General features: G+C 64.6%; 17 protein-coding genes. 9 read left to right on the top strand and 8 right to left on the bottom strand.

Translation table 11 applies throughout. From position 1 onward, the window contains the following. Positions 1-167: 167 nt before the first annotated feature. Positions 168-1,517, bottom strand: coding sequence for a magnesium transporter (gene mgtE, locus WMO64_RS11570; protein ID WP_349232080.1), 1,350 nt, complete (start codon positions 1,515-1,517; stop codon positions 168-170). A 532-nt stretch (positions 1,518-2,049) separates the two neighbouring features. Here mgtE and WMO64_RS11565 point away from each other — a divergent pair. Next, positions 2,050-3,417, top strand: coding sequence for an MATE family efflux transporter (locus WMO64_RS11565; RefSeq protein WP_349232079.1), 1,368 nt, complete (start codon positions 2,050-2,052; stop codon positions 3,415-3,417). Between the two features lie 64 nt (positions 3,418-3,481). Here the strand turns inward: WMO64_RS11565 and proS are convergent, their stop codons facing one another. Beyond that, positions 3,482-4,921, bottom strand: coding sequence for a proline--tRNA ligase (gene proS / locus WMO64_RS11560; protein ID WP_349232078.1), 1,440 nt, complete (start codon positions 4,919-4,921; stop codon positions 3,482-3,484). A 140-nt stretch (positions 4,922-5,061) separates the two neighbouring features. Between proS and WMO64_RS11555 the strand changes: the two genes are divergently transcribed. From WMO64_RS11555 to WMO64_RS11540, 4 genes are all read left to right on the top strand, one after another. Next, the gene (locus WMO64_RS11555; RefSeq protein ID WP_349232077.1) at positions 5,062-5,559 is read left to right on the top strand and encodes a hypothetical protein; all 498 of its coding nucleotides are present in this window, start codon (positions 5,062-5,064) and stop codon (positions 5,557-5,559) included. 126 nt (positions 5,560-5,685) lie between these two features. After that, positions 5,686-6,480: a zinc dependent phospholipase C family protein gene (locus WMO64_RS11550; protein WP_349232076.1), complete on the top strand. Its 795-nt coding sequence runs from the start codon at positions 5,686-5,688 to the stop codon at positions 6,478-6,480. Positions 6,481-6,542: 62 nt separating this feature from the next. Next, positions 6,543-7,697, top strand: coding sequence for a sensor histidine kinase (locus tag WMO64_RS11545; RefSeq protein ID WP_349232075.1), 1,155 nt, complete (start codon positions 6,543-6,545; stop codon positions 7,695-7,697). A 112-nt stretch (positions 7,698-7,809) separates the two neighbouring features. Continuing rightward, the gene (locus WMO64_RS11540) at positions 7,810-8,517 is read left to right on the top strand and encodes a GNAT family N-acetyltransferase (RefSeq protein WP_349232074.1); all 708 of its coding nucleotides are present in this window, start codon (positions 7,810-7,812) and stop codon (positions 8,515-8,517) included. Positions 8,518-8,569: 52 nt separating this feature from the next. On the opposite strand, the gene WMO64_RS11535 is transcribed toward WMO64_RS11540, so the two are convergent. Next, positions 8,570-9,937, bottom strand: a complete 1,368-nt coding sequence (locus tag WMO64_RS11535) for a citrate/2-methylcitrate synthase (RefSeq protein ID WP_349232073.1) — start codon at positions 9,935-9,937, stop codon at positions 8,570-8,572. Positions 9,938-10,020: 83 nt separating this feature from the next. Here WMO64_RS11535 and spoIID point away from each other — a divergent pair, with 83 nt between their 5' ends. Beyond that, a complete protein-coding gene (gene spoIID, locus WMO64_RS11530; RefSeq protein ID WP_349232072.1) occupies positions 10,021-11,070 on the top strand; it encodes a stage II sporulation protein D in 1,050 nt (349 codons plus the stop codon). 125 nt (positions 11,071-11,195) lie between these two features. On the opposite strand, the gene WMO64_RS11525 is transcribed toward spoIID, so the two are convergent. The 5 genes from WMO64_RS11525 to WMO64_RS11505 are packed head-to-tail and all read right to left on the bottom strand — an operon-like array spanning position 11,196 to position 15,527. After that, on the bottom strand, positions 11,196-12,020 hold the full coding sequence (locus WMO64_RS11525; RefSeq protein ID WP_349232071.1) for a GTP-binding protein: 825 nt from the start codon (positions 12,018-12,020) through the stop codon (positions 11,196-11,198). A gap of 45 nt (positions 12,021-12,065) precedes the next feature. Then, on the bottom strand, positions 12,066-12,980 hold the full coding sequence (locus WMO64_RS11520) for an ABC transporter permease (protein ID WP_349232070.1): 915 nt from the start codon (positions 12,978-12,980) through the stop codon (positions 12,066-12,068). Beyond that, complete coding sequence (locus WMO64_RS11515) at positions 12,977-13,750, bottom strand: ABC transporter ATP-binding protein (protein ID WP_349232069.1); 774 nt, start codon at positions 13,748-13,750, stop codon at positions 12,977-12,979. Before WMO64_RS11515 ends, WMO64_RS11520 begins: the two co-directional genes overlap by 4 nt. A 31-nt stretch (positions 13,751-13,781) precedes the next feature. Beyond that, complete coding sequence (locus tag WMO64_RS11510; RefSeq protein ID WP_349232068.1) at positions 13,782-14,900, bottom strand: ABC transporter substrate-binding protein; 1,119 nt, start codon at positions 14,898-14,900, stop codon at positions 13,782-13,784. 39 nt (positions 14,901-14,939) lie between these two features. Further along, the gene (locus tag WMO64_RS11505) at positions 14,940-15,527 is read right to left on the bottom strand and encodes a DUF5714 domain-containing protein (RefSeq protein ID WP_349232067.1); all 588 of its coding nucleotides are present in this window, start codon (positions 15,525-15,527) and stop codon (positions 14,940-14,942) included. A gap of 266 nt (positions 15,528-15,793) precedes the next feature. On the opposite strand from WMO64_RS11505, the gene WMO64_RS11500 reads away from it, so the two are divergent. The 3 genes from WMO64_RS11500 (at position 15,794) to adhE (ending at position 21,972) form a co-directional block, all read left to right on the top strand. Continuing rightward, entirely contained in the window at positions 15,794-17,188 is a 1,395-nt protein-coding gene (locus tag WMO64_RS11500; protein WP_349232066.1) for an NAD(P)/FAD-dependent oxidoreductase, read from the top strand. Positions 17,189-17,632: 444 nt separating this feature from the next. Beyond that, entirely contained in the window at positions 17,633-19,009 is a 1,377-nt protein-coding gene (mnmE, locus tag WMO64_RS11495; protein WP_349232065.1) for a tRNA uridine-5-carboxymethylaminomethyl(34) synthesis GTPase MnmE, read from the top strand. A gap of 356 nt (positions 19,010-19,365) precedes the next feature. After that, positions 19,366-21,972 (top strand): bifunctional acetaldehyde-CoA/alcohol dehydrogenase, encoded by a 2,607-nt coding sequence (gene adhE, locus WMO64_RS11490; RefSeq protein ID WP_349232064.1) that lies wholly within the window; start codon positions 19,366-19,368, stop codon positions 21,970-21,972. The last annotated feature ends 120 nt before the right edge of the window (positions 21,973-22,092 follow it).

Genomic DNA, 22,092 nt, shown 5'->3' with positions numbered 1-22,092 from the left:
CCGATACCCAGTTTCATCGGATAAAAACCCTCTTTCGGTATTTTAGCCCTAGTATTATATAGTATCGCGGGCCAAAAAACAAGTCCTCCGGGGGGATTCAGACGAATTCAGCCCCGGAAACCGTCCGACAGGAGGGCGGCTTCCGGGGCTGAATTTTTCTCCGGCCCTCAGATGGGCAGCAGGGCGGAGGCGATGTTGAAGTAGACCACCAGGGAGATGGCGTCCACAATGGTGGTGATGAGGGGGGCGGCCATGATGGCCGGGTCGGCGTGGAACAGCTTGGCAGCCATGGGCAGCACGCCGCCCACGGTCTTGGCCAGCAGCACGGTGACAAAGAGGGCCAGGGACACGGTGAGGGCGATCATCTCGTTGCCCGGATAGGTGATGATGAGCCGGACAAAGTTGACCGCGCTGAGCACCACGCCCACCAGCATGCTGACCCGCAGCTCCTTCCAGAACACCTTGAGAAAGTCCCTGAGCTGGATCTCGCCCACGGCCATGCCGCGGATGATGAGGGTGCTGCTCTGGCTGCCGGCGTTTCCGCCGGTGTCGGTGAGCATGGGGATGAAGGTGACCAGCAGGGGCATGGCGGAAAAGGCGGCCTCATATTTGCCCAGAATGCCGCCGGTAATCATGCCCGAGATCATCAGCACCAGCAGCCACACGATGCGGTGCTTGGCCAGGGTGAAGGCGCTGGTCTTGAGGTAGGGCTTCTCCGAGGGGGCCATGGCGGCCATCTTCTCAAAGTCCTCGGTGGCCTCCTCCTCCATGACGTCCATGCCGTCGTCCACGGTGACGATGCCCACCAGCCGGTTCTCCTTGTCCACCACGGGCATGGAGATGAAGTCGTACTTCATCATCCGGGCCACCGCTTCCTCCTGGTCCTCGGTGGTCTCGGCGGTGATGACGTCGGTCTCCATCAGGTCCTCCACCTTCTGCTCGTCCTTGGCGATGAGCAGCTCCCGCACCGTGATGACGCCCTCCAGACGGCGGGCGTTGTCGGTGACGTAGCAGGTGTAGATGCTCTCCGAGTCCTCGCCGGTGCGGCGGATGTGGGCGATGGCCTGGGCCACGGTCATGGATTTCTTCAGATCCATGAACTCGGCGGTCATGATGCTGCCCACCGAGTTCTCCGGGTAGTTGAGGAACTGGTTGATGAGCTTGCGGGTCTCGGGCCGGGCGTTCTTCAGCACCCGCTTGACCACGTTGGCGGGCAGCTCCTCCAGCATGTCCACCGCGTCGTCCACGTAGAGCTCCTCCACAATGGCGGACAGCTCCTGGTCGGTGGCGGCGCCCAGGATGGCCTCCTGGTTCTCCGGGGACAGGTTGGAGAACACCTCCGCCGCCAGCTCCTTGGGCAGGGTGCGGAACACCACCGTGGCCTGTTCGGTGGTCAGCTCCTCCATGAACTCGGCGATGTCCACCTCGTTCTCCTCCGCCAGGGCGGCCTGGAGGGCGTGGTAATCCCGGCGCTCCAGCAGAGCACGGAGCGCCTCAAAGTTGTTTTTCTTTTCCATCGGATATTCCTCCTGTTTGATGAGATGACAGCGAGGAAGTCACCAAATGGACAAAGCCGCAGCAGGGCTGCCGGACCATGGGTCCAGCCGCCCTCTGCGGCGATACTCAAGCAGGGTCTCTCAGGATGGGGAACCCAGGCGGACAACGCCGGAGCGGGTCCGCAAATGAATATCACTGCCCATTTTCGTACTTCGGCCGCATTGGTCCACCTGACTTTCCTCCTTTTTCCTATTATCTGGCTGGGGATTCCCAGCCGCCCCATGAGGATAGCACACTCCACCGGTAAAATCAACCCCCATTTGCTCTTTTTCGCTCATTTTTGACGAATATACACGATATTTTACCATGTCATTCCACTGGCTCTCTGAATCTCGCTCACAGATGCCCGCACGCCTGTTTTCACATAGTTTTAAATTTCCATTTTCTGTGCGCTCCGGCGGACCAAAAAATCTGGCGGCCCGTACTTGTCAAGGAAAGTCGGAGCGTGTAGAATCGTAGGGCAGTGTGTTAGGTTTTTCAGGAGGTGTTCCCATGGGGGTGCTGCGGCCGGCCGGCGACATTACCCAGGGCGTGATCTGGAGGCATCTGCTGTCCTTTTTCTTCCCGCTCTGGTTCGGCACATTCTTTCAACAGCTCTACAACACGGTGGACACCCTGGTGGTGGGCCGCTTTGTGGGCAAGGTGGCCCTGGCCGCCGTGGGCTCCACAGGGGCACTGGTCAACCTGACGGTGGGCATCTTCACCGGCCTGGCCAGCGGCGCGGTGGTGGCCATCGCCCAGCACTACGGCGCCCGCCGGTGGGAGGACGTCCACAAGGGCGTCCACACCGCCATGCTCCTCTCCCTCATCATCGGCGCCTTCTTCACGGTGACGGGCTTCCTCCTCACCCCCTGGGCCCTGAGCGCCCTGGGCACCAGGGCGGACGCCTTTCCCGGTGCGGAGCTCTATCTGAAGATCTACTTCCTGGGCATGATCCCCAACGTGGTGTACAACATGGGCACCGGCGTGCTCCGGGCCGTGGGCGACTTCAAGCGGCCGCTGTACTTCCTCATCGCCGCGTCGGTGTGCAATATTGTCCTGGACCTGGTGCTGGTACTGGGATTCCATCTGGACGTGGCGGGGGTGGCCATCGCCACGGTGTGCTCCCAGGTGCTCTCCGCCGTGCTGGTGGTCATCTCCCTCATGCGCTCGGAGATGACGCCCTACCAGTTCTTTCCCCGGCAGATGCGGTTCTACACCGCCCCCGTCCGCAGCATTGTGGCGGTGGGCGTGCCCACCGCCCTCCAGTCGGTGATGTACAACGCCTCCAACCTGTTCATCCAGGCCGCCATCAACTCCTTCAGCACCGACGCCGTGGCCGCCTGGACCGCCTACGGCAAGCTGGATGTGTTCTTCTGGATGACCATCACCGCCATGTCCCAGTCGGTCACCACCTTTGCCGGCCAGAACTACGGCGCCGGACAGTACGGCCGGGTGAAGAAGAGCGTCTGGGTGTCCGCCGCCATGACGGCGGCCTTTACCGCCCTGATCAGCACCGCCATGTTTGTCTTCGCCCGGCCTCTGGTGGGCTTCTTCTGCCCGGACGCGGACGTGGTGCCCATCGGCGTGGAGCTGGTGCGCTTCCTGGCGCCCACCTACATCACCTATATCCTCATTGAATTGCTCACCGGCGCCATCCGGGGCGCGGGCAAGTCCCTGGTGCCCATGATCATCTCCGTATTGGGCGTATGCGTGCTCCGCCTGGCCTGGCTCTTCTTCGTGGTGCCCAGCCACCACACCCTGCTGATGGTGGCCGCCAGCTATCCCATCACCTGGGCCGTCACCTCGGTGGCACTCTGGCTCTACTACCGCTTCGGCCACTGGCTGGAGCCCAGACAAAAGACAGCGCAAAAAGCGTAAAAAAACACCGCCCGCAGCTGGTTTCAGCCGCGGGCGGTGTTTTATATTCATGTGACGGACGGGATCAGTAGGCCACGCCCCAGTAGATCATGTGCTTGGCGGGCTTGCCGCAGATGGCGCACACGTCGCCCAGGTGCTCCTGCTCCAGGGGCATGCACCGGGAGGTGACGCCGGCCTCCTCCTTCATGCGGATCTCGCAGGCCTCGTCGCCGCACCACATGGTCTTGGCGAAGCCGCCCCGCTCCTTCATCTTCTCCCGCACTTCCTCCAGGCTGGAGCAGGCGTAGGTGTTGTCCTCCAGGTTCTTCTTGGCACGCTGGTACAGGCCGTCGTGGATGGAGTCCAGCATGGCGGCCACGGTCTCCTCGATGCCGTCCAGGGAGACGAAGCTCTTCTCGCCGCTGTCCCGGCGGACCAGCACGCACTGGTTCTTCTCCATGTCCTTGGGGCCCAGCTCCAGGCGCAGGGGCACGCCCTTCATCTCGTACTCGGCGAACTTCCAGCCGGCGGACTGGTCGGAGTCGTCCATCTTCACCCGGAAGCCGGCCTTGATGAGCCGGTCCATGACGGCCTGGTTGGCCTCGATGACGCCGGGCTTGTGCTGGGCAACGGGGATGATGATGACCTGAATGGGGGCGATGCGGGGGGGCAGCACCAGGCCGTTGTTGTCGCCGTGGGTCATGATGATGCCGCCGATCATGCGGGTGGACACGCCCCAGGAGGTCTGGTGGGGATTGTGGAGCTGGTTGTCCTTGCCGGTGAAGGTGATGCCGAAGGCCTTGGCGAAGCCGTCGCCGAAGTAGTGGCTGGTGCCGGCCTGGAGGGCCTTCTTGTCGTGCATCATGCACTCCACGGTGTAGGTCTCCTCGGCGCCGTTGAACTTCTCCTTGTCGGTCTTGCGGCCCTTGACCACGGGCATGGCCAGCACGTTCTCCAGGAAGTCAGCGTAGATGTTGAGCATCCGCTTGGTCTCCTCACGGGCCTCCTCCTCGGTGGCGTGCATGGTGTGGCCCTCCTGCCAGAGGAACTCACGGTGGCGCAGGAAGGGACGGGAGGTCTTCTCCCAACGCAGCACGGAGCACCACTGGTTGTACAGCTTGGGCAGGTCCCGCCAGGAGTGGATGATGTTCTTGTAGTGCTCGCAGAACAGGGTCTCGCTGGTGGGACGGATGCAGTAGCGCTCCTCCAGCTTCTCGCTGCCGCCCATGGTCACCCAGGCGCACTCAGGGGCAAAGCCCTCCACGTGGTCCTTCTCCTTCTGGAGCAGGCTCTCGGGGATGAGCATGGGCAGGGACACGTTCTCATGGCCGGTGGCCTTGAACCGGGCGTCCAGCTCCTTCTGAATGTTCTCCCAGATGGCGTAGCCATAGGGACGGTAGATAAACATGCCCTTGATGGAGGAGTAGTCGATGAGCTCCGCCTTCTTGCACACGTCGGTGTACCACTGGGCGAAGTCTACCTCCATATCGGTGATCTGTTCCACCTGCTTTTTATCCTGTGCCATATCGGTCTTCAATCCTTTACAGATGTATTTGCGTGTCAGAGTATCGAACACCATTTTATGCACAAACCCCTGAAAAGTCAAGGGCTGCGGGGCGTATAAGACAAAGAAAACTCCATAAACTCTCCCTGAGGTGTTGCACTGTGACAAGGGTCGGAATCTGGGAGAAGCAGGAAAGCGTGTCCGCCGCGGTGCGCCGTTCCCTGGGGCGGAGAGGGGAGGAGATCCAGCTGGTATCCGGCCGGCATCCGGCGGAATTCGCCGGGGAGCCGGTGGACCTGCTGTGTATCGGCCCGGACTCGGACGGCTGGGCCGGGGTGCGCTCGGCGGAGTGCGGCGTGCTCCTGCTGCCCGGCGCGGCGGGGCCTCTGGCCCGGGGGATGCGCTGCCGCAGCGCCGTCAGCTACGGCACGTCCCCCAGGGATACCCTCACCTTCTCCAGCCTGGAGGGGGACAAAATCTGCCTGGCCCTCCAGCGGGAGATCGTCAGCCTGGCCGGCCACGTGGTGGAGCGGCAGGAGTTCGTAGTGCCCTTTCCGCCGGGGGAGGACCCCATGGCCTTTCTGGCCGCCGCCGGGGTGCTCCTGCTGCTGGGCGCGAAACCGGAGGAAAATTGTCCTTTCGTTCGGGGGATTTTGTGATAAAATAGTGTCTGCTGGACAGGCCCAAAGGGGTTCTGTCCGTGCGGCTCAGGCCGCGCGAGGGCATAGAGGCGGCCGCTTTTATGCCCCCCAATCCACTGCACAGCAGAGACTCAGGTGAGACATATGCCCAATTATTTTACCCATCTCCAGTTCGGCGGCCGGGTGCTCGCCGCCCTGCCGGAGCCCCTCCGCACCCGGATCGAGGCCCAGCGGGCGGACTTTGACGTGGGCTGCTACGGACCCGACCCCCTCTTTTTCTACCACCTGCTCCACGACAACCCGGTGCGGCAGGTGGGGCTGCGGATGCACAAGGTGTCCGCCCTGCCGGTGTTCCGCCGGCTGGTCCGGATCATCGCCGAAGACCGCCCCGGCGGCGCCGGATACGCCGCCGGCTTTCTCTGTCACTTCGCCCTGGACAGCGGCTGCCACGGCTACATAGAGGCCCGGGCGGCGGGCGGCCAGACCAGCCACCTGCGGATGGAGGGGGAGTACGACCGGCTACTCATGGAGCGCGCCGGCATTGATCCCCTCAGGCAGACCCCGCTGCCCCGGCACAATCTGCCCGATGCGGAGACACAGACCATAGCCCTCATATACCCCGGCGTCACCGCCAAACAGTTCCGGGAGAGCCTGGAGGCCTACCGGCGGGTGTGCCGTCTCCAGACCGTGGCCTCCCGAGCGGGGCTGAGCCGGGCCATAGACGCCCTGTCCCGCCACACCCCCAACAAGCCCGACTTCCGCGGCGCGGTGCTCAGCCGTCGGCCGGCGGGGGAGTGCGCCGTCAGCAGCACGGTGCTGGACGGCCTGGTGGACCAGGCGGTGCCCAAGGCCGTGGAGAAGATCGGCGCCCTGTTCCGGGCTGCCGCGGGCGAGGAGCCCCTGGACGGCTGGTTTGACCGGGATTTCAGTGGAAAATGAGTGTGGAAAACCGGTGGAAAATGTGGAAAACTAACAGTGGGGACAGAATTCAGGAGGAGAGAATGGGCAAAAAATATACCAGACTCAAGCTGAAGATGCTCCTGATGGTGGTTCTGGGCGCGGCCGCCGCCGCGGCGGTGGGACTGTTCCTGCTGGAGGTGGTGGTGGACGGCCTGCTCCAGGACCCCTTTGCCAGGGGCTTTGTGTGGGCGGCCCGGGAGATCTTCGGCCACAGCCAGGAGGAGGCCCTGGCCCTCTACCAGAATCTCATCCGCAACAACAAGCCGCTCATTCTCAACTGCGCCATGCTGGTGCTCATGCTGGCCGCCTTTTACCTGGCCATGGGCCGGTTTACCCGGTGGCTGGACCAGATCGGCCAGGCCACCCGCCGCCTGGTGAACGAGAGCGGGGAGGAGATCCGCCTGCCCCGGGAGCTCGCCCCGGTGGAGGAGGATCTGCGGGCCATCCAGCGCCAGCTCCGCAGCCGGGAGGAGGAGGCCAGAGAGAGCGAGGAGCGGAAACGGGACCTGGTGGCCTTTCTGGCCCACGACCTGAAGACCCCCCTCACCTCGGTGGTGGGCTATCTCACCCTCCTGCGGGACCGGCCGGAGATGGAGCCGGAGCAGCGGGCCAAGTACACCGGCATCGCCCTGGACAAGGCGGAGCGGCTGGAAGAGCTGCTGGGGGAGTTCTTTGACATCACCCGCATGGACCTGGAAGGCACGGCGGACAGCGGCGAGACGGTCCAGCTGACCATGCTGCTGGAGCAGCTCACCGACGAGTTCTACCCCCTCTTTGCCGAAAAGGACCTGAAGTGCAGCGCCGACCTGGAGCCCAGGCTCACCGTGTCCGGCGACCCGGACAAGCTGGCCCGGGTGTTTGACAATGTGCTGCGCAACGCGGTGAGCTACTCCACCCCCGGCGGCACCGTGGGCATCACCGCCCGGCGGAAGGGCGGGCTGGTGGAGGTGGTCATCAGCAACGAGGGCCTGGAGATCCCCGAGGGGGAGCTGGCCCGGATCTTTGAGAAGTTCTACCGGCTGGACGCCGCCCGCTCCACCCGTACCGGCGGCGCCGGGCTGGGCCTGGCCATCGCCAAGGAGATCGTGGAGCTCCACGGCGGCACCATCCGGGCCGAGAGCACGGGAAAGCACACCAGCTTTGTTATCAGCCTGCCCGCCCGGGCGGCGGAGTATACACATTGCAGCAATGTCTAAATTGATGTGAAAACGACTGGGATCAACCGTTTTCACATCAATTGCGCGGCATTGCCGCGCAAATAAACTGCATCGCGGTTTATTCAGTAGACATTACATAAGGAGCGCGGATATGAGGGAATTTGAGACGGCGGCGGACTACCTGGCCCGGCAGGGCCTGCGCTGCGTGGACATGATGGAGCTGCTCCGCCGGGACGGCGGCGCGCTGCGCTATGCCGGGCCGGAGGGGGCGCTGCTCTGGGACAAGGAGAGCGGCGGCTGGTTTCTCAGCGCACAGAGCGAACAGGACCTGAGCCGGGCTCTGTCCCTGATCCCGCCGGAGGCCAGGCTGGCCACCTGCCATGAGGACTGGTATCTGCCCCGGCTGGAGGAGAGGCTGGGCCTGAAGGGCCGGGCCTTCTTCCAGTCGGTCTGGACAGCGCCCCAGCCGCCCGAGCTGCCCCCCTTCCGGGGAGAGCTGCGGCGGCTGGGCCCTGAGTGGGCGGAGACGGTGGCGCAGGCCTACGGTCAGACCTTCGGGGACATCGACTATATCCAAGGTGCCATTGACCGGGGCATGCTGGGTATCTTTGACGGAGAGGCGCTGGCCGGGTTCGTCGGCGTCCACGACGAGGGCAGCCTGGGCATGCTGGAGGTGCTGCCGCCCTACCGCCGCAGAGGGTACGGCCTGGTGCTCCAGCTGGCCATCGTCCGGGCCGCTCTGGCCCAGGGGCGGTACGCCTACGGCCAGGTGGCCGAGGACAACGCCGCCTCCCTGGCCCTCCAGCGGAAGGCGGGGATGACGGTATGCCCGGACAAGATCTACTGGCTCATGGCCTAATCCATAAAAAACGCGGGACCACCTTCGGGTGGTCCCGCGTTTTTTGCTAGCGTCAGCCCCGCTGGTCCAGTGGGATAAAGGGCCGGGCGGGGGCCACGGCCTTGTAGGCCGGGCGGATGATCTTGTTGCCCGGGTTGTAGACCTCCTCGATGCGGTGGGCGCACCAGCCCACCACACGGGCCACGGCGAACAGGGGGGTGTACAGCTCCTGGGGGATGCCCATCATCTTGTACACCAGGCCGGAGTACAGGTCCACGTTGGCGCACACCACCTTCCGCTGGCCGGAGGCGGACAGCACCTCGGGGGTGAGCCGCTCCACCGCCTCGTAGAGCTCGAACTCGTCCAGCATGCCCTTCTTGACGGCCAGGGACTTGGCGAATTTCTTCAGCAGCACGGCCCGGGGGTCGGACAGGGTGTAGATGGCGTGGCCCATGCCGTAGATGAGGCCGGAGCCGTCGCCCGCCTCCTTGTGGAGGATCCGGGTGAGATAGGCCCGGACCTCGTCGTCGTCCCGCCAGTCCTTCACGCCGTCCTCGATGTACCCGAACATCTCCATGACCTTCTTGTTGGCGCCGCCGTGGCGGGGGCCCTTCAGGGAGCCGATGGCGGCGGCAATGGCGGAGTAGATGTCCGTGCCCGAGGAGGACAGCACCCGGCAGGCAAAGGCGGAGTTGTTGCCGCCGCCGTGCTCGGCGTGGAGCACCAGGCACAGATCCAGCAGCCGGGCCTCCTCCTCGGTGAACTGATTGTCGTGGCGGACGGAGTAGAGGAAGTTCTCCGCCACGCCCAGCCCCTCCTGGGGCCGGTGGAGATACAGGCTCTCGTTGTCAAAGTAGTGCCGCTTGGCGGCATAGGCGTGGGCGGCGATGGTGGGCAGCCGGGCGATAAGGGCGATGGCCTTGCCCATCTCGCTCTCCAGGGAGCGGTCCTCGGGGGCGTCGTCGTAGGAGTAGAGGGAGAGCACCGCGCGGGCCATCTTGTTCATCACGTCGGCGCTGGGGGCGCGGAGGATCATATCCTCGGTGAACATGTTGGGCAGGGGCTGGTGGACCGACAGACCCCGCTGGAACAGCTTCAGCTGCTCCCGGGTGGGCAGGGCGCCGAAGAGCAGCAGATAGGCGGTCTCCTCAAAGCCGAAGCGGTTCTCGCTCATAAAGCCGTTGACCAGATCGTTGAGATCGATGCCCCGGTAGATGAGTTTGCCCTCCATGGGGAACCGCTCGCCGTCCTGCACATAGTAGCCCAGCACGTTTCCGATCTGGGTGATGCCGGCCAGGACGCCGGTGCCGTCGGCGTTGCGCAGGCCGCGCTTTACATCCCACTTTTCGTAGTAAGACGGGTCAATGCGGTTATGCTTCTCGAACTCGCCGCATAGACTCTTAATAAAATCCATGGAGCCGTCAGTGTGGGCAGACTGCATGAGGACTCCTCCTTTGCTTTTGTTTGAATATCCCATTTTACTACGGATTTTCAAGCAAGTCAACGGCGGGGGTGGGACGGAAGGTGAGAGCGGTGCACATCAAAGAGGAGAGCGGTGTGAGACGGGCGGCGGCGGTGGGGCTGGGGCTGCTGGCCCTGCTGTTCCTGCTGCCTCTGCTGTTCCTGGGGGGCAGGGGGGAGGCGGAGGACGCACCGGAGCCCACCGGCACCCTGCCCCTGGACCGGACGGTGGTGTCTCCGCCCCCGGCGGAGGGGGCAGGTGCAGACGAGACAGTGTCCATACGGGTGAAGCTGTCCGACGGCACGGTGACCGAGATGACCATGGGCGACTACCTGTGGCGGGTGGTGGCGGCGGAGATGCCCGCCTCCTTTGAGCCGGAGGCTCTGAAGGCCCAGGCGGTGGCGGCCCGGACCTACGCGGCGGCCAAGATGGCGGCGGGGGAGGAAAACCACCCGGACGCGGACGTGTGCACCGATATCAGCTGCTGCCAGTCCTACATCACCCCACAGCAGGCGGCGGACAACTGGGGGGAGTCGGCGGCGGCCTACGAGGAGAAGATCTCCCGGGCCGTGGCGGACACCGACGGGGTCATCGCCACCTACGGCGGCCAGCCCATCCAGGCGGTGTTCTTTTCCTCCGCCGCCGGGCGGACAGCCGACGCGGTGGAGGTGTGGGGCAACGACGTGCCCTACCTCACCAGCGTGGAGAGCCCTGAGGGGGAGGAGGTGCCCAACTACCACAGCACCGTGACCGTGCCCCTGGAGGAGTTCCGGACCAGCCTGCTGGCCCAGGTATCCGGCGCAGACCTGAGCGGCGACCCGTCCGGCTGGTTCGGCACGCCGGTGCTGGCCTCCAACGGCGGTGTGGTGACCATACCGGTGGGCGGCGCGGAGGTGACAGGCGCCACCCTGCGCGCCCTCTTCGGCCTGCGCTCCACTGTGTTCACCGTCCAGGCGGACAGCACGGCGGTGACCTTCTCCGTCACCGGCTACGGCCACGGGGTGGGCATGAGCCAGTACGGCGCCAACGCCATGGCCAAGGAGGGGAAGAGCTACCAGGAGATCCTCAAGTGGTACTACACCGGCGTGGAGCTGGAGCAGATGACGGGATAGACAGGAAGCCCCCGGCGCTGATGCGCCGAGGGCTTTCGTATACACAGCCTCATTCCACCGCCGCCCGGCACTCGGGGTACCAGGTCATGGCGGCCCACAGGCTCCTGGGGGCGGGCAGGGCGCCGTCAAAGAGGACGGTCAGCCGCCCGGGGTTGAGGGCCTCCCCCTGCCATGGCTCCAGCCGCACTTGGGGGCCCGTACAGTCGGCCAGGTACATCCCGGCCCTCCAGGGGAACAAAGCCTCTGATCCGGCGGGTATCCCGGGCAAAGACGGAGAGAAACTGCTCCAGAGAGGCGGGGGAGCAGTCCGGCCCCACCGTGAGGGTCAGCCTGCGGCGGGACATGCTGGGGGTTGCAGCCGGAGCGTGAGCGTCCAGCGCGGAGAGCCAGGACGGGTCCAGCATGCCGAAGGAGGTCTCATGGACCGGGCGGCCCGGGCGCTGGGCCTCCACCTCCGCCCGCACCAGGGCCACCTGCTCCGGGGAGACCAGGTCGGTCTTGTTGATGAGAACCAGGTCGGCTGCCGCCAGCTGGCGCCTGCACACCCCGGAGGAGGCATACACTTTGTGGAACCGGGCCGCGTCCACCAGGCAGATGGCCCCGGCATAGGTCAGGCCCGGGAACTTCTCCCGCTGGCCCAGAATTCTGTCTGCACCGGTGGGGTCGGACAGGCCGGAGGCCTCCACCAGGATCACATCCGGCCCATCCGCCAGGGCGGCGCGGAGGGAGGCCTCAAACTGCTCCAGGCGGCAGGAGCAGAAGATGGAGCCGTTGTCGATCTCGGTCAGGGTGGCCCCCAGGCCGGACAGCAGGGCGCCGTCCACCCCTTCCCGGCCGTACTCGTTGACGATAAGGGCCAGCCGGCGGCCGGGGAAGCAGCGGACCAGCCGCTTGAGAAAGGTAGTCTTTCCGGCGCCCAGAAAGCCGGTGACCAGATAGAGTCGGGACAAGGAGAACACCTCTTTCCGGGAGGAATCGGGGGAGCCGCACCTGGGTCAGCTCCAGCGGACCGCCTTCCGCTCCAGCACGGTGACCAGGGCGTTGAGGGCGGTGACCACCAGGGCCACCAGGAGGATGCCGGCGATGACATTGGTGTAGTTGGCGTAGTCGGCAAAGTTTTTGATGAAGTACCCCAGGCCGCTGGTGGCGCCCATCATCTCCGCCAGGGTCAGGAGCATGAAGGAGGTGGACAGGCTCACCCGCAGGCCGGCGATCAGGCCGGGCAGCAGGGCGGGCAGGAAGATCTGGAACACCATCTCCCGGTCGGAGAGGCAGAGCACCCGGGCGCTGTCCAGAATGTGGGGGTCCAGCCCCACGGTGCGGCCCACGGTCTGGAGGAAGGTGGGCCAGAAGATGCCCAGAATGATCACCAGGGCGGAGGCCGAGCGGAAGGAGGGCATCAGGGCGATGAGGTAGGGGGCGTAGATGATGGCGGGCACCGGGGAGAGCACCCGGGCGATGGGCACCAGGAATCCCCGCAGCCGGGGGCTCCATCCGGCCAGCATGCCCAGCAGGGCCCCCAGGGGGAGGGCCACGCAGAAGCCAATGGCAAGCAGGGACAGAGAGGAGCCGATGCCCCGGAGCATCAGCCGCCATTGGTCCCCGAAGACCTGGAACACCGCCTCGGGGGTGGGCACCAGGATGGGGTGGGCGGTTCCCAGCACCGTGGCCCACAGCTCCCAGACGTTGAACAGCAGGAACAGGGCGGCGCCGATATCCCCGGCGGCCCGGGCGTTTTTCTTCCGGACGATGCGCCACAGACAGGCCGCCTCCACCAGGACGGCGGCCCACAGGAACAGGACCGGGGAGGCGGTCTCGTTTTTGCCCGGCAGGGCCACCTGGACCACCAGCAGCACAAAGAGCAGATGGAGGAGCACGATGGGCCGGGACTTTTTTTCAGAGGTCTTCACAGTGTCTCACCCACCGCCTCTCCGTACTGGTAGAACAGGCCGATAAGCCGCTTGCGGGCCACGCAGCACTCAGCCGAGGTGAGAAAGGCCGCCGGGTCCCGGGGGCGGGGGGAACGGACGGACAGGACAGCCCCGACCCCGCCGGGGCGGAAGAAGGCGATGCGGTCGGAGAGAAGGATGGCCTCGTCGATGTCGTGGGTGACCATGACCACCGTGCTCCCCTCCGCCTGCCACAGCTCCAGCAGCAGCTGCTGGAGGGCCTGCCGGTTCTTGGGGTCCAGGGCGCCGAAGGGCTCGTCCAGCAGCAGCACCTGCCCCCCCACCGCCAGGGCCCGGGCGATGGCCACCCGCTGGGCCATACCGCCTGACAGCTCCCCGGGGTAGCGGGACAGGGCGTCCTTCAAGCCCACCCGGACCAGGGCCGCCTCGGCCTGCTCCGCCGCCTGGGCCCGGGACAGGCCGGGTTTGGCCTTCCGCAGGGCGAAGGCCACGTTTCCCCGGGCGGTGAGCCAGGGGAAAAGCCCGCCCTGTTGGAACACGATGGACCGCCCGGGCGCAGGACCGGTCACCGGGGCGCCGCCGATGGAGATGGTCCCCTCCTCCGGCAGGGAGAGGCCGGAGATGAGCCGCAGCAGGGTGGACTTGCCGCAGCCGGAGGGGCCCACCACGGCCAGAAAGGAGCCGCGCTCCACCTCCAGGGACACCCGGTCCAGCACCCTGGGGCCGCCGGGATAGGAGAAGGACACGTCGCGCAGGGAGATCTCAGGCACGGAAAGGCCTCCTTTGGGGAAAATAAGCAGGTCACAGGTTGTTGGCGTCGTATGTCTCCAGCATCTCCTGGAAGTGGACGTCGTCGGGGTAGCGCTCCAGCACGATGTTCAGGGCGTCCAGATAGATGGTGGAATCCACATGGTCGGCCATGGTATTCTCCGCGTCGGCGGGAATGTCCCCGTTGGCCTTCATCACATCGAAGAACTCCACCACCCGGTTCTTGGCCGGGTCCATGGAGATTTTCATGCAGCCGTCGTAGATGCAGTACTTCACATAGTCCTCACTCTGGCCGGAGAAGGCGGCCAGGGTGGCGATGGTGGTCTCAGGGTCGTCGTACATCAGCTTCATGGCCCGCAGATTGGCCACCTCAAACCGGACCAGGGCGGGCCGCTTCTCCTCCACCACCGCGCCGGAGGTGGTCTGGCGGCAGCACACGTTGTCGGGGGTGTACTCCCCCACAAAGAAGGGCACCGCCAGCCCCTGGGTGACGGCGTTCTGCTCAAAGCCGCTGTTGACAAAGCCCACGTCGGCCGTGCCCTTCAGCACAGCCTCCACCACCGACTGGAACCCGTCCAGCTCCACAAAGGTGACGGTGCTCATGTCCACGCCGGCCTGGCGCATCTGGTCCTTCATCATCATGTGGCCGGTCTCGGCCCGGACGCAGGCCACCGTCTTGCCTGCAAAGTTCTGGATGTCCTGGAACTCCTCCTCCCACTCGGGCAGGGCCACGCAGGCGCTGCCCTCGGCGATGGTGCCGCCGATGACGGTCAGGTCGGCGCCCTGGGCAATGAAGGTGCAGGTGGGGATCACGCCGAAGGGCAGAATATCCAGCTTGCCCAGGGTGATGGCGGTCAGGCCGTCGTTCAGATTGGAGATCTGGGTCAGCTCCACGTTGAGGCCCTCCTCCTCATAGTAGCCCATCTCGTGGGCCAGCACCACCATGGCGGCCTTGATGCCGGTGCCCATCTGGCCAACGGACAGGTCGTAGGTCACGGACAGGTCCCCCAGGGCGGATTCGTCGGAGGCGGCCTCGCTCTCCTGAGGCGCGCTGCTCTGGGGCGCGGAACTCTGGGGGGCTGTGGTGTCCGCGCAGGCGGCCAGGGACAGGACCAGCATCAGGGACAGGGCGAGAGACAACATCCGTTTCATGGCAGTGATATTCCTCCTAAAGTGTGATTTTGGGGCCGTTCAGGCCTTCTTGGACGGGAAATAGGGACAGGCGGCATGGAGACACTCTGGGTTCCGGGCGAAGCGGGTGCAGGCGGGCTTGGGCCGCTCCCCCAGATCCACCCCCAGCAGATCCTTGGCCAGGGGCACCGCCGCCTCAATGGCCAGGTAGGACACCCGCTTGCAGCAGCGGGGGCCGTCCACCGTGGCGATGTACTCCAGACACCAGGCGGTGAAGCGGTTGGCGTCCGCCCAGTGGGCGGCGCTCTTGGGGTTGGTCTTGAGCCACAGGGCGGCGAAAATACCCGCGCCCACCGCCGCGCCGCAGCAGCCGCAGTCGCCGCAGCTGCCGCCGGGCACCTGCTTGGAACGGGTCAGGGCGGTGCGCAGAGAGCGCTCCAGGGCGGAGCGGTCCCGGCCCGACACGCTGTGGGCGGCGGTGAGCAGGGCGGCGGGCACCATGAAGTGGTGCTCCGGCGTGTGCATCTCCACGCCGGGCAGGGACATCATGGCCTCCAGCATGTCCAGCGGCGCCACCGGCCCGCCCCGGTCAAAGGCGTCCAGGCACAGCGCGATCATCTCAGGATAATGGCCGGAAATGGTGTCCATTGTAAGACCTCCACAGACAAAATTGGGCCCGCTGGGGGCTCCTCTGTCCCTTATTGTAGGACGGAGAGAGAAAGCAGGGTAGAAAGAAATCCTCATTTCTTGGTAAAAATTTGCGATGTTTTGCATAAAATCCCGTTGGCACAATGGTTCCGACGGCGAAAGACTGGGCAAAATACGAATTTTTGTAGACCAACCTTGACTTTGTGTGGTATACTTTATTATGGGTTTTTATGGCCCGTATTTTTGATGAAAAGGGAACGATGCACATGAATTCGCGCTATGACGTTGCCATCCTGGGCTGTGGCGAGGCCGGTATTTACGCCGGCTACGAGCTGATGCTCAGGAACCCCGGCCTCAAGGTAGTGGCCCTGGACCAGGGCGCCGACATTTACAGCCGCAGCTGCCCCATCGTGGCGGGCAAGGTGAAGGAGTGCATCCACTGCAAGATCTGTGACACCATGTGCGGCTTTGGCGGCGCCGGCGCCTTCTCCGACGGCAAGTACAACTTCACCACAGCCTTTGGCGGCTGGCTCACCGACTTTATGGACGCCAAGGAGGTCATGAGCCTCATCGACTATGTGGACTCCATCAATGTCAAGCACGGCGCCACCACCGAGGTCTACTCCACCTCCACCCCCGAGGCCCGGGCCCTGGAGAAGAAGGCCCTGGAGTACGACCTCCACCTGCTCCAGGCCCGCTGCAAGCACCTGGGCACCGAGAACAACCTGAAGATCCTCCAGAGCATCTACGAGACCGTCAAGGAGGGCGTGGAGTTCCGCTTCCACACCGCGGTGACCAAGATCGAGCGCCTGGGAGAGGAGGGCTACCGCCTGACCACCGACAAGGGCGATACGGTGGACTGCACCTATTTCGTCGCCGCCCCCGGCCGGTCCGGCGCGGAGTGGTTCGCCAACCAGTGCAAGGACATGGGCATCGAGCTCATCAACAACCAGGTGGACATCGGCGTCCGGGTGGAGCTGCCCGCCAAGGTCTTTGAGCACATCACCGACGTGGTGTACGAGTCCAAGCTGGTCTACCGCACCAAGCAGTACGGCGACCAGGTCCGCACCTTCTGCATGAACCCCTACGGCCACGTGGTGGCGGAGAACGTGGAGGGCATCAACACCGTCAACGGCCACTCCTACTCGGACCCCGCCCTCCGCAGCGAGAACACCAACTTTGCCCTGCTGGTGTCCAACCGGTTCACCCAGCCCTTCAATGAGCCCTACCGGTACGGCAAGCATATCGCCTCCCTGAGCAACATGCTGGCCGGCGGCGTGCTGGTCCAGCGGTTCGGCGACCTGGTGGGCGGCATCCGTACCAACGAGCACCGGCTGAGCAAGTCCTTTGTCCGGCCCACCCTCACCGCCGCTACCCCCGGCGACCTGTCCCTGGCCCTGCCCAAGCGGCAGCTGGACGACATCATCGAGATGATTTACCAGCTGGACAAGCTGGCCCCCGGCACCGCCAACTACGACACCCTGCTCTACGGCGCGGAGGTCAAGTTCTACTCCTCCCGCCTGGCCCTCTCCCATGAGCTGGAGACCGCTCTGCCCAACTTCTTCGCCATCGGCGACGGCGCCGGTATCACCCGCGGCCTGGCCCAGGCTGGCGCCTCGGGCGTGAAGGTGGCTCAGGTCATCTCGGAGCGGCTGAAGTAAGAGCCCCCCGGACAACGGGACATAATGTTTGATACGGGGCCGCCCAGGCAGGCGGCCCCGTATTATCTGCCGCTATTTATCCAGACTGTAATCTTGCGGCAGAGCGGAAACGGCGAAAAACCGCCAAATGTCCAGGAGACGCATAATGGCCTTTGTACGGCCTGTATCCAGATGTATATGCAGGGCAAAGGGCCTGTAAGAAAACTGTAAATTCTGTCGTATCAGGGGTTTTCCACATTATCCACATAGTTTTCCACAGGCAAGCCGGAAGGTGGATAACCTGGGGATATACAAAAATAGTTGACATAAAACTGTGTCAAGTGTAAAACGAACGGCGGAGTGCACAAACTTGCCGCAGGTCCGCCTCAGACCGGGACTCAATCCTCCACAGGGGGACAGTTGTCCACAGTCCCGGCGGGGAAGCGCACGTCAGGAGGTTGTAAAATGGGAGATACCATTGCCGCGGTGGCGACCCCCATGGCCAGGGGGGCCATCGGGATTCTGAGGCTGTCCGGGCCGGAGGCGGTGCGGGCCGCGTCGGCTGTGTTCCGGCCCGCCGGCGGGCGGCCCCTGGAGGCCTATGAGGGCCGCAGGCTGGTGTACGGCACCCTGTACGACAGGGAGGGGCACCCCATCGACCAGGCCCTGGCCACCTACACCAGGGGGCCGGGGAGCTACACCGGCGAGGACACGGCGGAGCTCCAGTGCCACGGCTCTCCGGCGGTGCTCACCTTGGGGCTGGAGGCGCTGTTCGCCCAGGGGGTGCGCCAGGCCGGGCCGGGGGAGTTCACCCGCCGGGCCTTCCTCAACGGCAGGCTGGACCTGACCCAGGCCGAGGCGGTGGCCGACCTCATCGACGCGGAGACCTCCTCCGCGGTGCGGCAGGCGGCGGGCCAGCTGTCCGGCGCCCTGGGGCGGCGGGTGGGGGCGGTGTACGACGCCCTCACCGACCTGACCGCCCACTTCTGCGCCGTGCTGGACTACCCGGATGAGGACATCGACCCCTTCCGGGCGGAGACCATGGAGGAGGCCCTGTCCGCCGCGCAGAAGGAACTGTCCGCCCTGCTGGCCACCTATGGCCGGGGCAGGCAGCTGGTCCAGGGGGTGCCCTGCGCCATTGTGGGCCGGCCCAACGCGGGCAAATCCTCCCTGCTCAACGCCCTGGTGGGGTACGACCGGGCCATTGTCACCGACATCCCCGGCACCACCCGGGACACCATTGAAGAGAAGTGCCGCATGGGGGGCGTGCTCCTCCGGCTCATCGACACCGCAGGCATCCGGGATACCACGGATACCGTGGAGCGGCTGGGGGTGGAGCGCAGCCGGGCGGCCCTGGAGGGGGCCGGCCTGGCCCTGGTGCTCATGGACCCCCACGGCGGCATAACCGGGGGGGACCTGGCCATTCTGGACCAGGCCCGGTCGGCGGCGGAAAAGGTGATCGTGGTGCTCACCAAGTCCGACCTGCCCGGCGGCGAGGCCCCGGGGCTGGCCCTGGAAGGGGAGGATTGCCCGCCGGTGGTCTCCCTCAGCGCCAGGACCGGAGCGGGACTGGAGCAGCTGGAGCAGGCGGTGGCCGGGCTGTTCCCCCAGGGGGAGGAGAACTGGGGGGAGCTGCTCACCAACGCCCGGCAGGCCGAGGCGGCGGGGAGAGCCCTGGAGGCGGTGGCCTCCGCACGGGCCGCCCTGGCCGCCGGGATGCCGGCCGACGCCATTTTCTCCGACGTGGAGGCGGCCCTGGACGCTCTGGGCGCCCTCACCGGCCGGTCGGTGCAGGAAGATGTGACGGACCGGATTTTTTCCCGTTTTTGTGTGGGAAAGTGAGCGTAAAAAGGAAAAATCCGTATGAAAACGCGGGCAGGAAGGGATTCCTGTCCGTGTTTTTTATCAAGAACAGGTAAAATTCCAGGCAAAATCCCGGGGGTATTCGTCAAAAAGACGGAAGAAAAAAGATTGCAAAAATTGATAATATTTTAACAATAAAAGGCCGTTTTTTTAAATAAGATTATCAAATATATACTTTTCACAGAAAATAACGAACCTTTCTTGAAAGATGGCAAAAAAAATAATGCAGTTTTCACATTGACAATATTTTAACAAGTAGGTATAATGCGAATCGTTAAAAAAATATCAAATGAGCGGACCCACCGCTCTCACCCATTCTTGAGGAGGCTGCACAGATGAACGAGCAGAAAACGGCAACCGCTATCATCGACAATATCGAGGCGCTCGAGGCCAAGATGGCCGCCATGCGTGAGGCCCAGAAGGTATTCGCCACCTACACCCAGGAGCAGGTGGACGCCATCTTCCTGGCCGCCGCCACCGCCGCCAACCAGGCCCGGATCCCCCTGGCCAAGATGGCCGTGGCCGAGACCGGCATGGGCGTGGTGGAGGACAAGGTCATCAAGAACCACTACGCCGCCGAGTATATCTACAACGCCTACAAGCACACCAAGACCTGCGGCGTGGTGGAGGAGGACAAGGCCTACGGCGTGAAGAAGATCGCCGAGCCCATCGGCCTCATCGCCGCCGTCATCCCCACCACCAACCCCACCTCCACCGCCATCTTCAAGACCCTCATCGCCCTGAAGACCCGCAACGCCATCCTCATCTCTCCCCACCCCCGCGCCAAGGGCTGCACCATCGAGGCCGCCAAGGTGGTGCTGGACGCCGCTGTGAAGGCCGGCGCCCCTGAGGGTATCATCGGCTGGATCGACGTGCCCAGCCTGGAGCTGACCACTCAGCTCATGCGCGACTCCGACCTGATCCTGGCCACCGGCGGCCCCGGCATGGTCAAGTCCGCCTACTCCTCCGGCAAGCCCGCCCTGGGCGTGGGCCCCGGCAACACCCCCGTCATCATCGACGACACCGCCGACATCAAGATGGCTGTCAGCTCCATCCTCCACTCCAAGACCTTCGACAACGGCATGATCTGCGCCAGCGAGCAGTCCGTCACCGTGCTGGCTCCCATCTATGACGCCGTGAAGAAGGAGTTCGCCGCCCGGGGCGCCTACTTCCTCAAGGGCGACGAGCTGGACAAGGTCCGCAGCATCATCCTCATCAACGGCACCGTCAACGCCAAGATCGTGGGCCAGAGCGCCCACGCCATCGCCAAGCTGGCGGGCGTGGACGTGCCTGTGGACGCCAAGATCCTCATCGGCGAGGTGGAGAGCACCGATCCCTCCGAGCCCTTCGCCCACGAGAAGCTGTCCCCCGTGCTGGCCATGTACAAGGCCGAGAGCTTTGATGAGGCCCTCCAGAAGGCCGAGCGGCTGGTGGCCGACGGCGGCTACGGTCACACCTCCTCCCTGTACATCGACGTGCGTGAGACCGAGAAGATGGCCAAGCACGCCGCCGCGATGAAGACCTGCCGCATCCTGGTCAACACCCCCTCCTCTCAGGGCGGTATCGGCGACCTGTACAACTTCAAGCTGACTCCCTCCCTGACCCTGGGCTGCGGCTCCTGGGGCGGCAACTCGGTCTCCGAGAACGTGGGCGTCAAGCACCTGCTCAACATCAAAACCGTGGCGGAAAGGCGTGAAAACATGCTCTGGTTCAGAACTCCCGAGAAGGTCTACTTCAAGAAGGGCTGCCTGCCCGTGGCCCTGGACGAGCTGCGCTGGGTCATGAACCGGAAGCGCGCCTTCCTGGTCACCGACAGCTTCCTCTATCAGAACGGCTACACCAAGGCCATCACCGACAAACTGGACGAGATGGGCATCGTCTACACCGTGTTCTCCAACGTCCAGCCCGACCCCACCCTGAAAAATGCCCAGGAGGGCGCCGCCGCTATGGCCGCCTTCAAGCCCGACTGCATCATCGCCATGGGCGGCGGCTCCGCCATGGACGCCGGCAAGATCATGTGGGTCATGTACGAGCACCCCGAGGAGAACTTCCAGGACATGGCCATGCGCTTCATGGATATCCGCAAACGTGTCCACACCTTCCCCAAGATGGGTGAGAAGGCCTACTTCGTGGCCGTCCCCACCTCCTCCGGCACCGGCTCCGAGGTCACCCCCTTCGCCGTCATCACCGACCAGAACACCGGCGTGAAGTACCCCCTGGCCGACTACGCCCTGCTGCCCAACATGGCCATCGTGGACACCGACAACATGATGAGCCAGCCCAAGGGCCTGACCAGCGCCTCCGGCGTTGACGTGCTCACCCACGCCCTTGAGGCCTATGCCTCCATCATGGCCACCGACTACACCGACGGCCTGGCCCTGAAGGCCATGAAGAACGTCTTCGAGTACCTGCCCACCGCCTACGCCGACGGCACCAACGTGGAGGCCCGTCAGAAGATGGCCGACGCCTCCTGCATGGCCGGTATGGCCTTCGCCAACGCCTTCCTGGGCGTGTGCCACTCCATGGCCCACAAGCTGGGCGCCTTCCACCACCTGCCCCACGGCATCGCCAACGCCCTGCTCATCAGCCTGGTGGTGGAGTACAACTCCGCCGAGTGCCCCCCCAAGATGGGCACCTTCTCCCAGTATCAGTACCCCCACACCCAGGCCCGGTACGCCGAGTGCGCCCGCTTCTGCGGCATCCAGGCCAAGGACGACGCCGAGGCCGTCAAGAAGCTCATCGCCAAGATTGAGGACCTGAAGGCCGCCGTGGGCATCAAGAAGACCATTGCCGAGTACGGCGTGGACGAGAAGTACTTCCTGGACAACCTGGACGCCATGGTGGAGCAGGCCTTCGACGACCAGTGCACCGGCGCCAACCCCCGCTACCCCCTCATGAGCGAGATCAAGGAGATGTACCTCAAGGCCTACTACGGCAAGTAAGCGCGCGCAATAAAAAACAACCGAAGCCGTCCGTTCCGCAGGCAGCGGAACGGACGGCTTCTTTATTATCAAGGGACAGAACGTCCTATTTCCGAACCTGTCAATTATGATGATATTCCA

It is taken from the genome of Pseudoflavonifractor intestinihominis (assembly GCF_040096055.1).
GTDB lineage: Bacteria > Bacillota > Clostridia > Oscillospirales > Oscillospiraceae > Pseudoflavonifractor > Pseudoflavonifractor intestinihominis.
The sequence above is the reverse complement of the archived record's forward strand: the minus strand, read 5'-3'. Positions and strand labels throughout refer to the sequence as shown.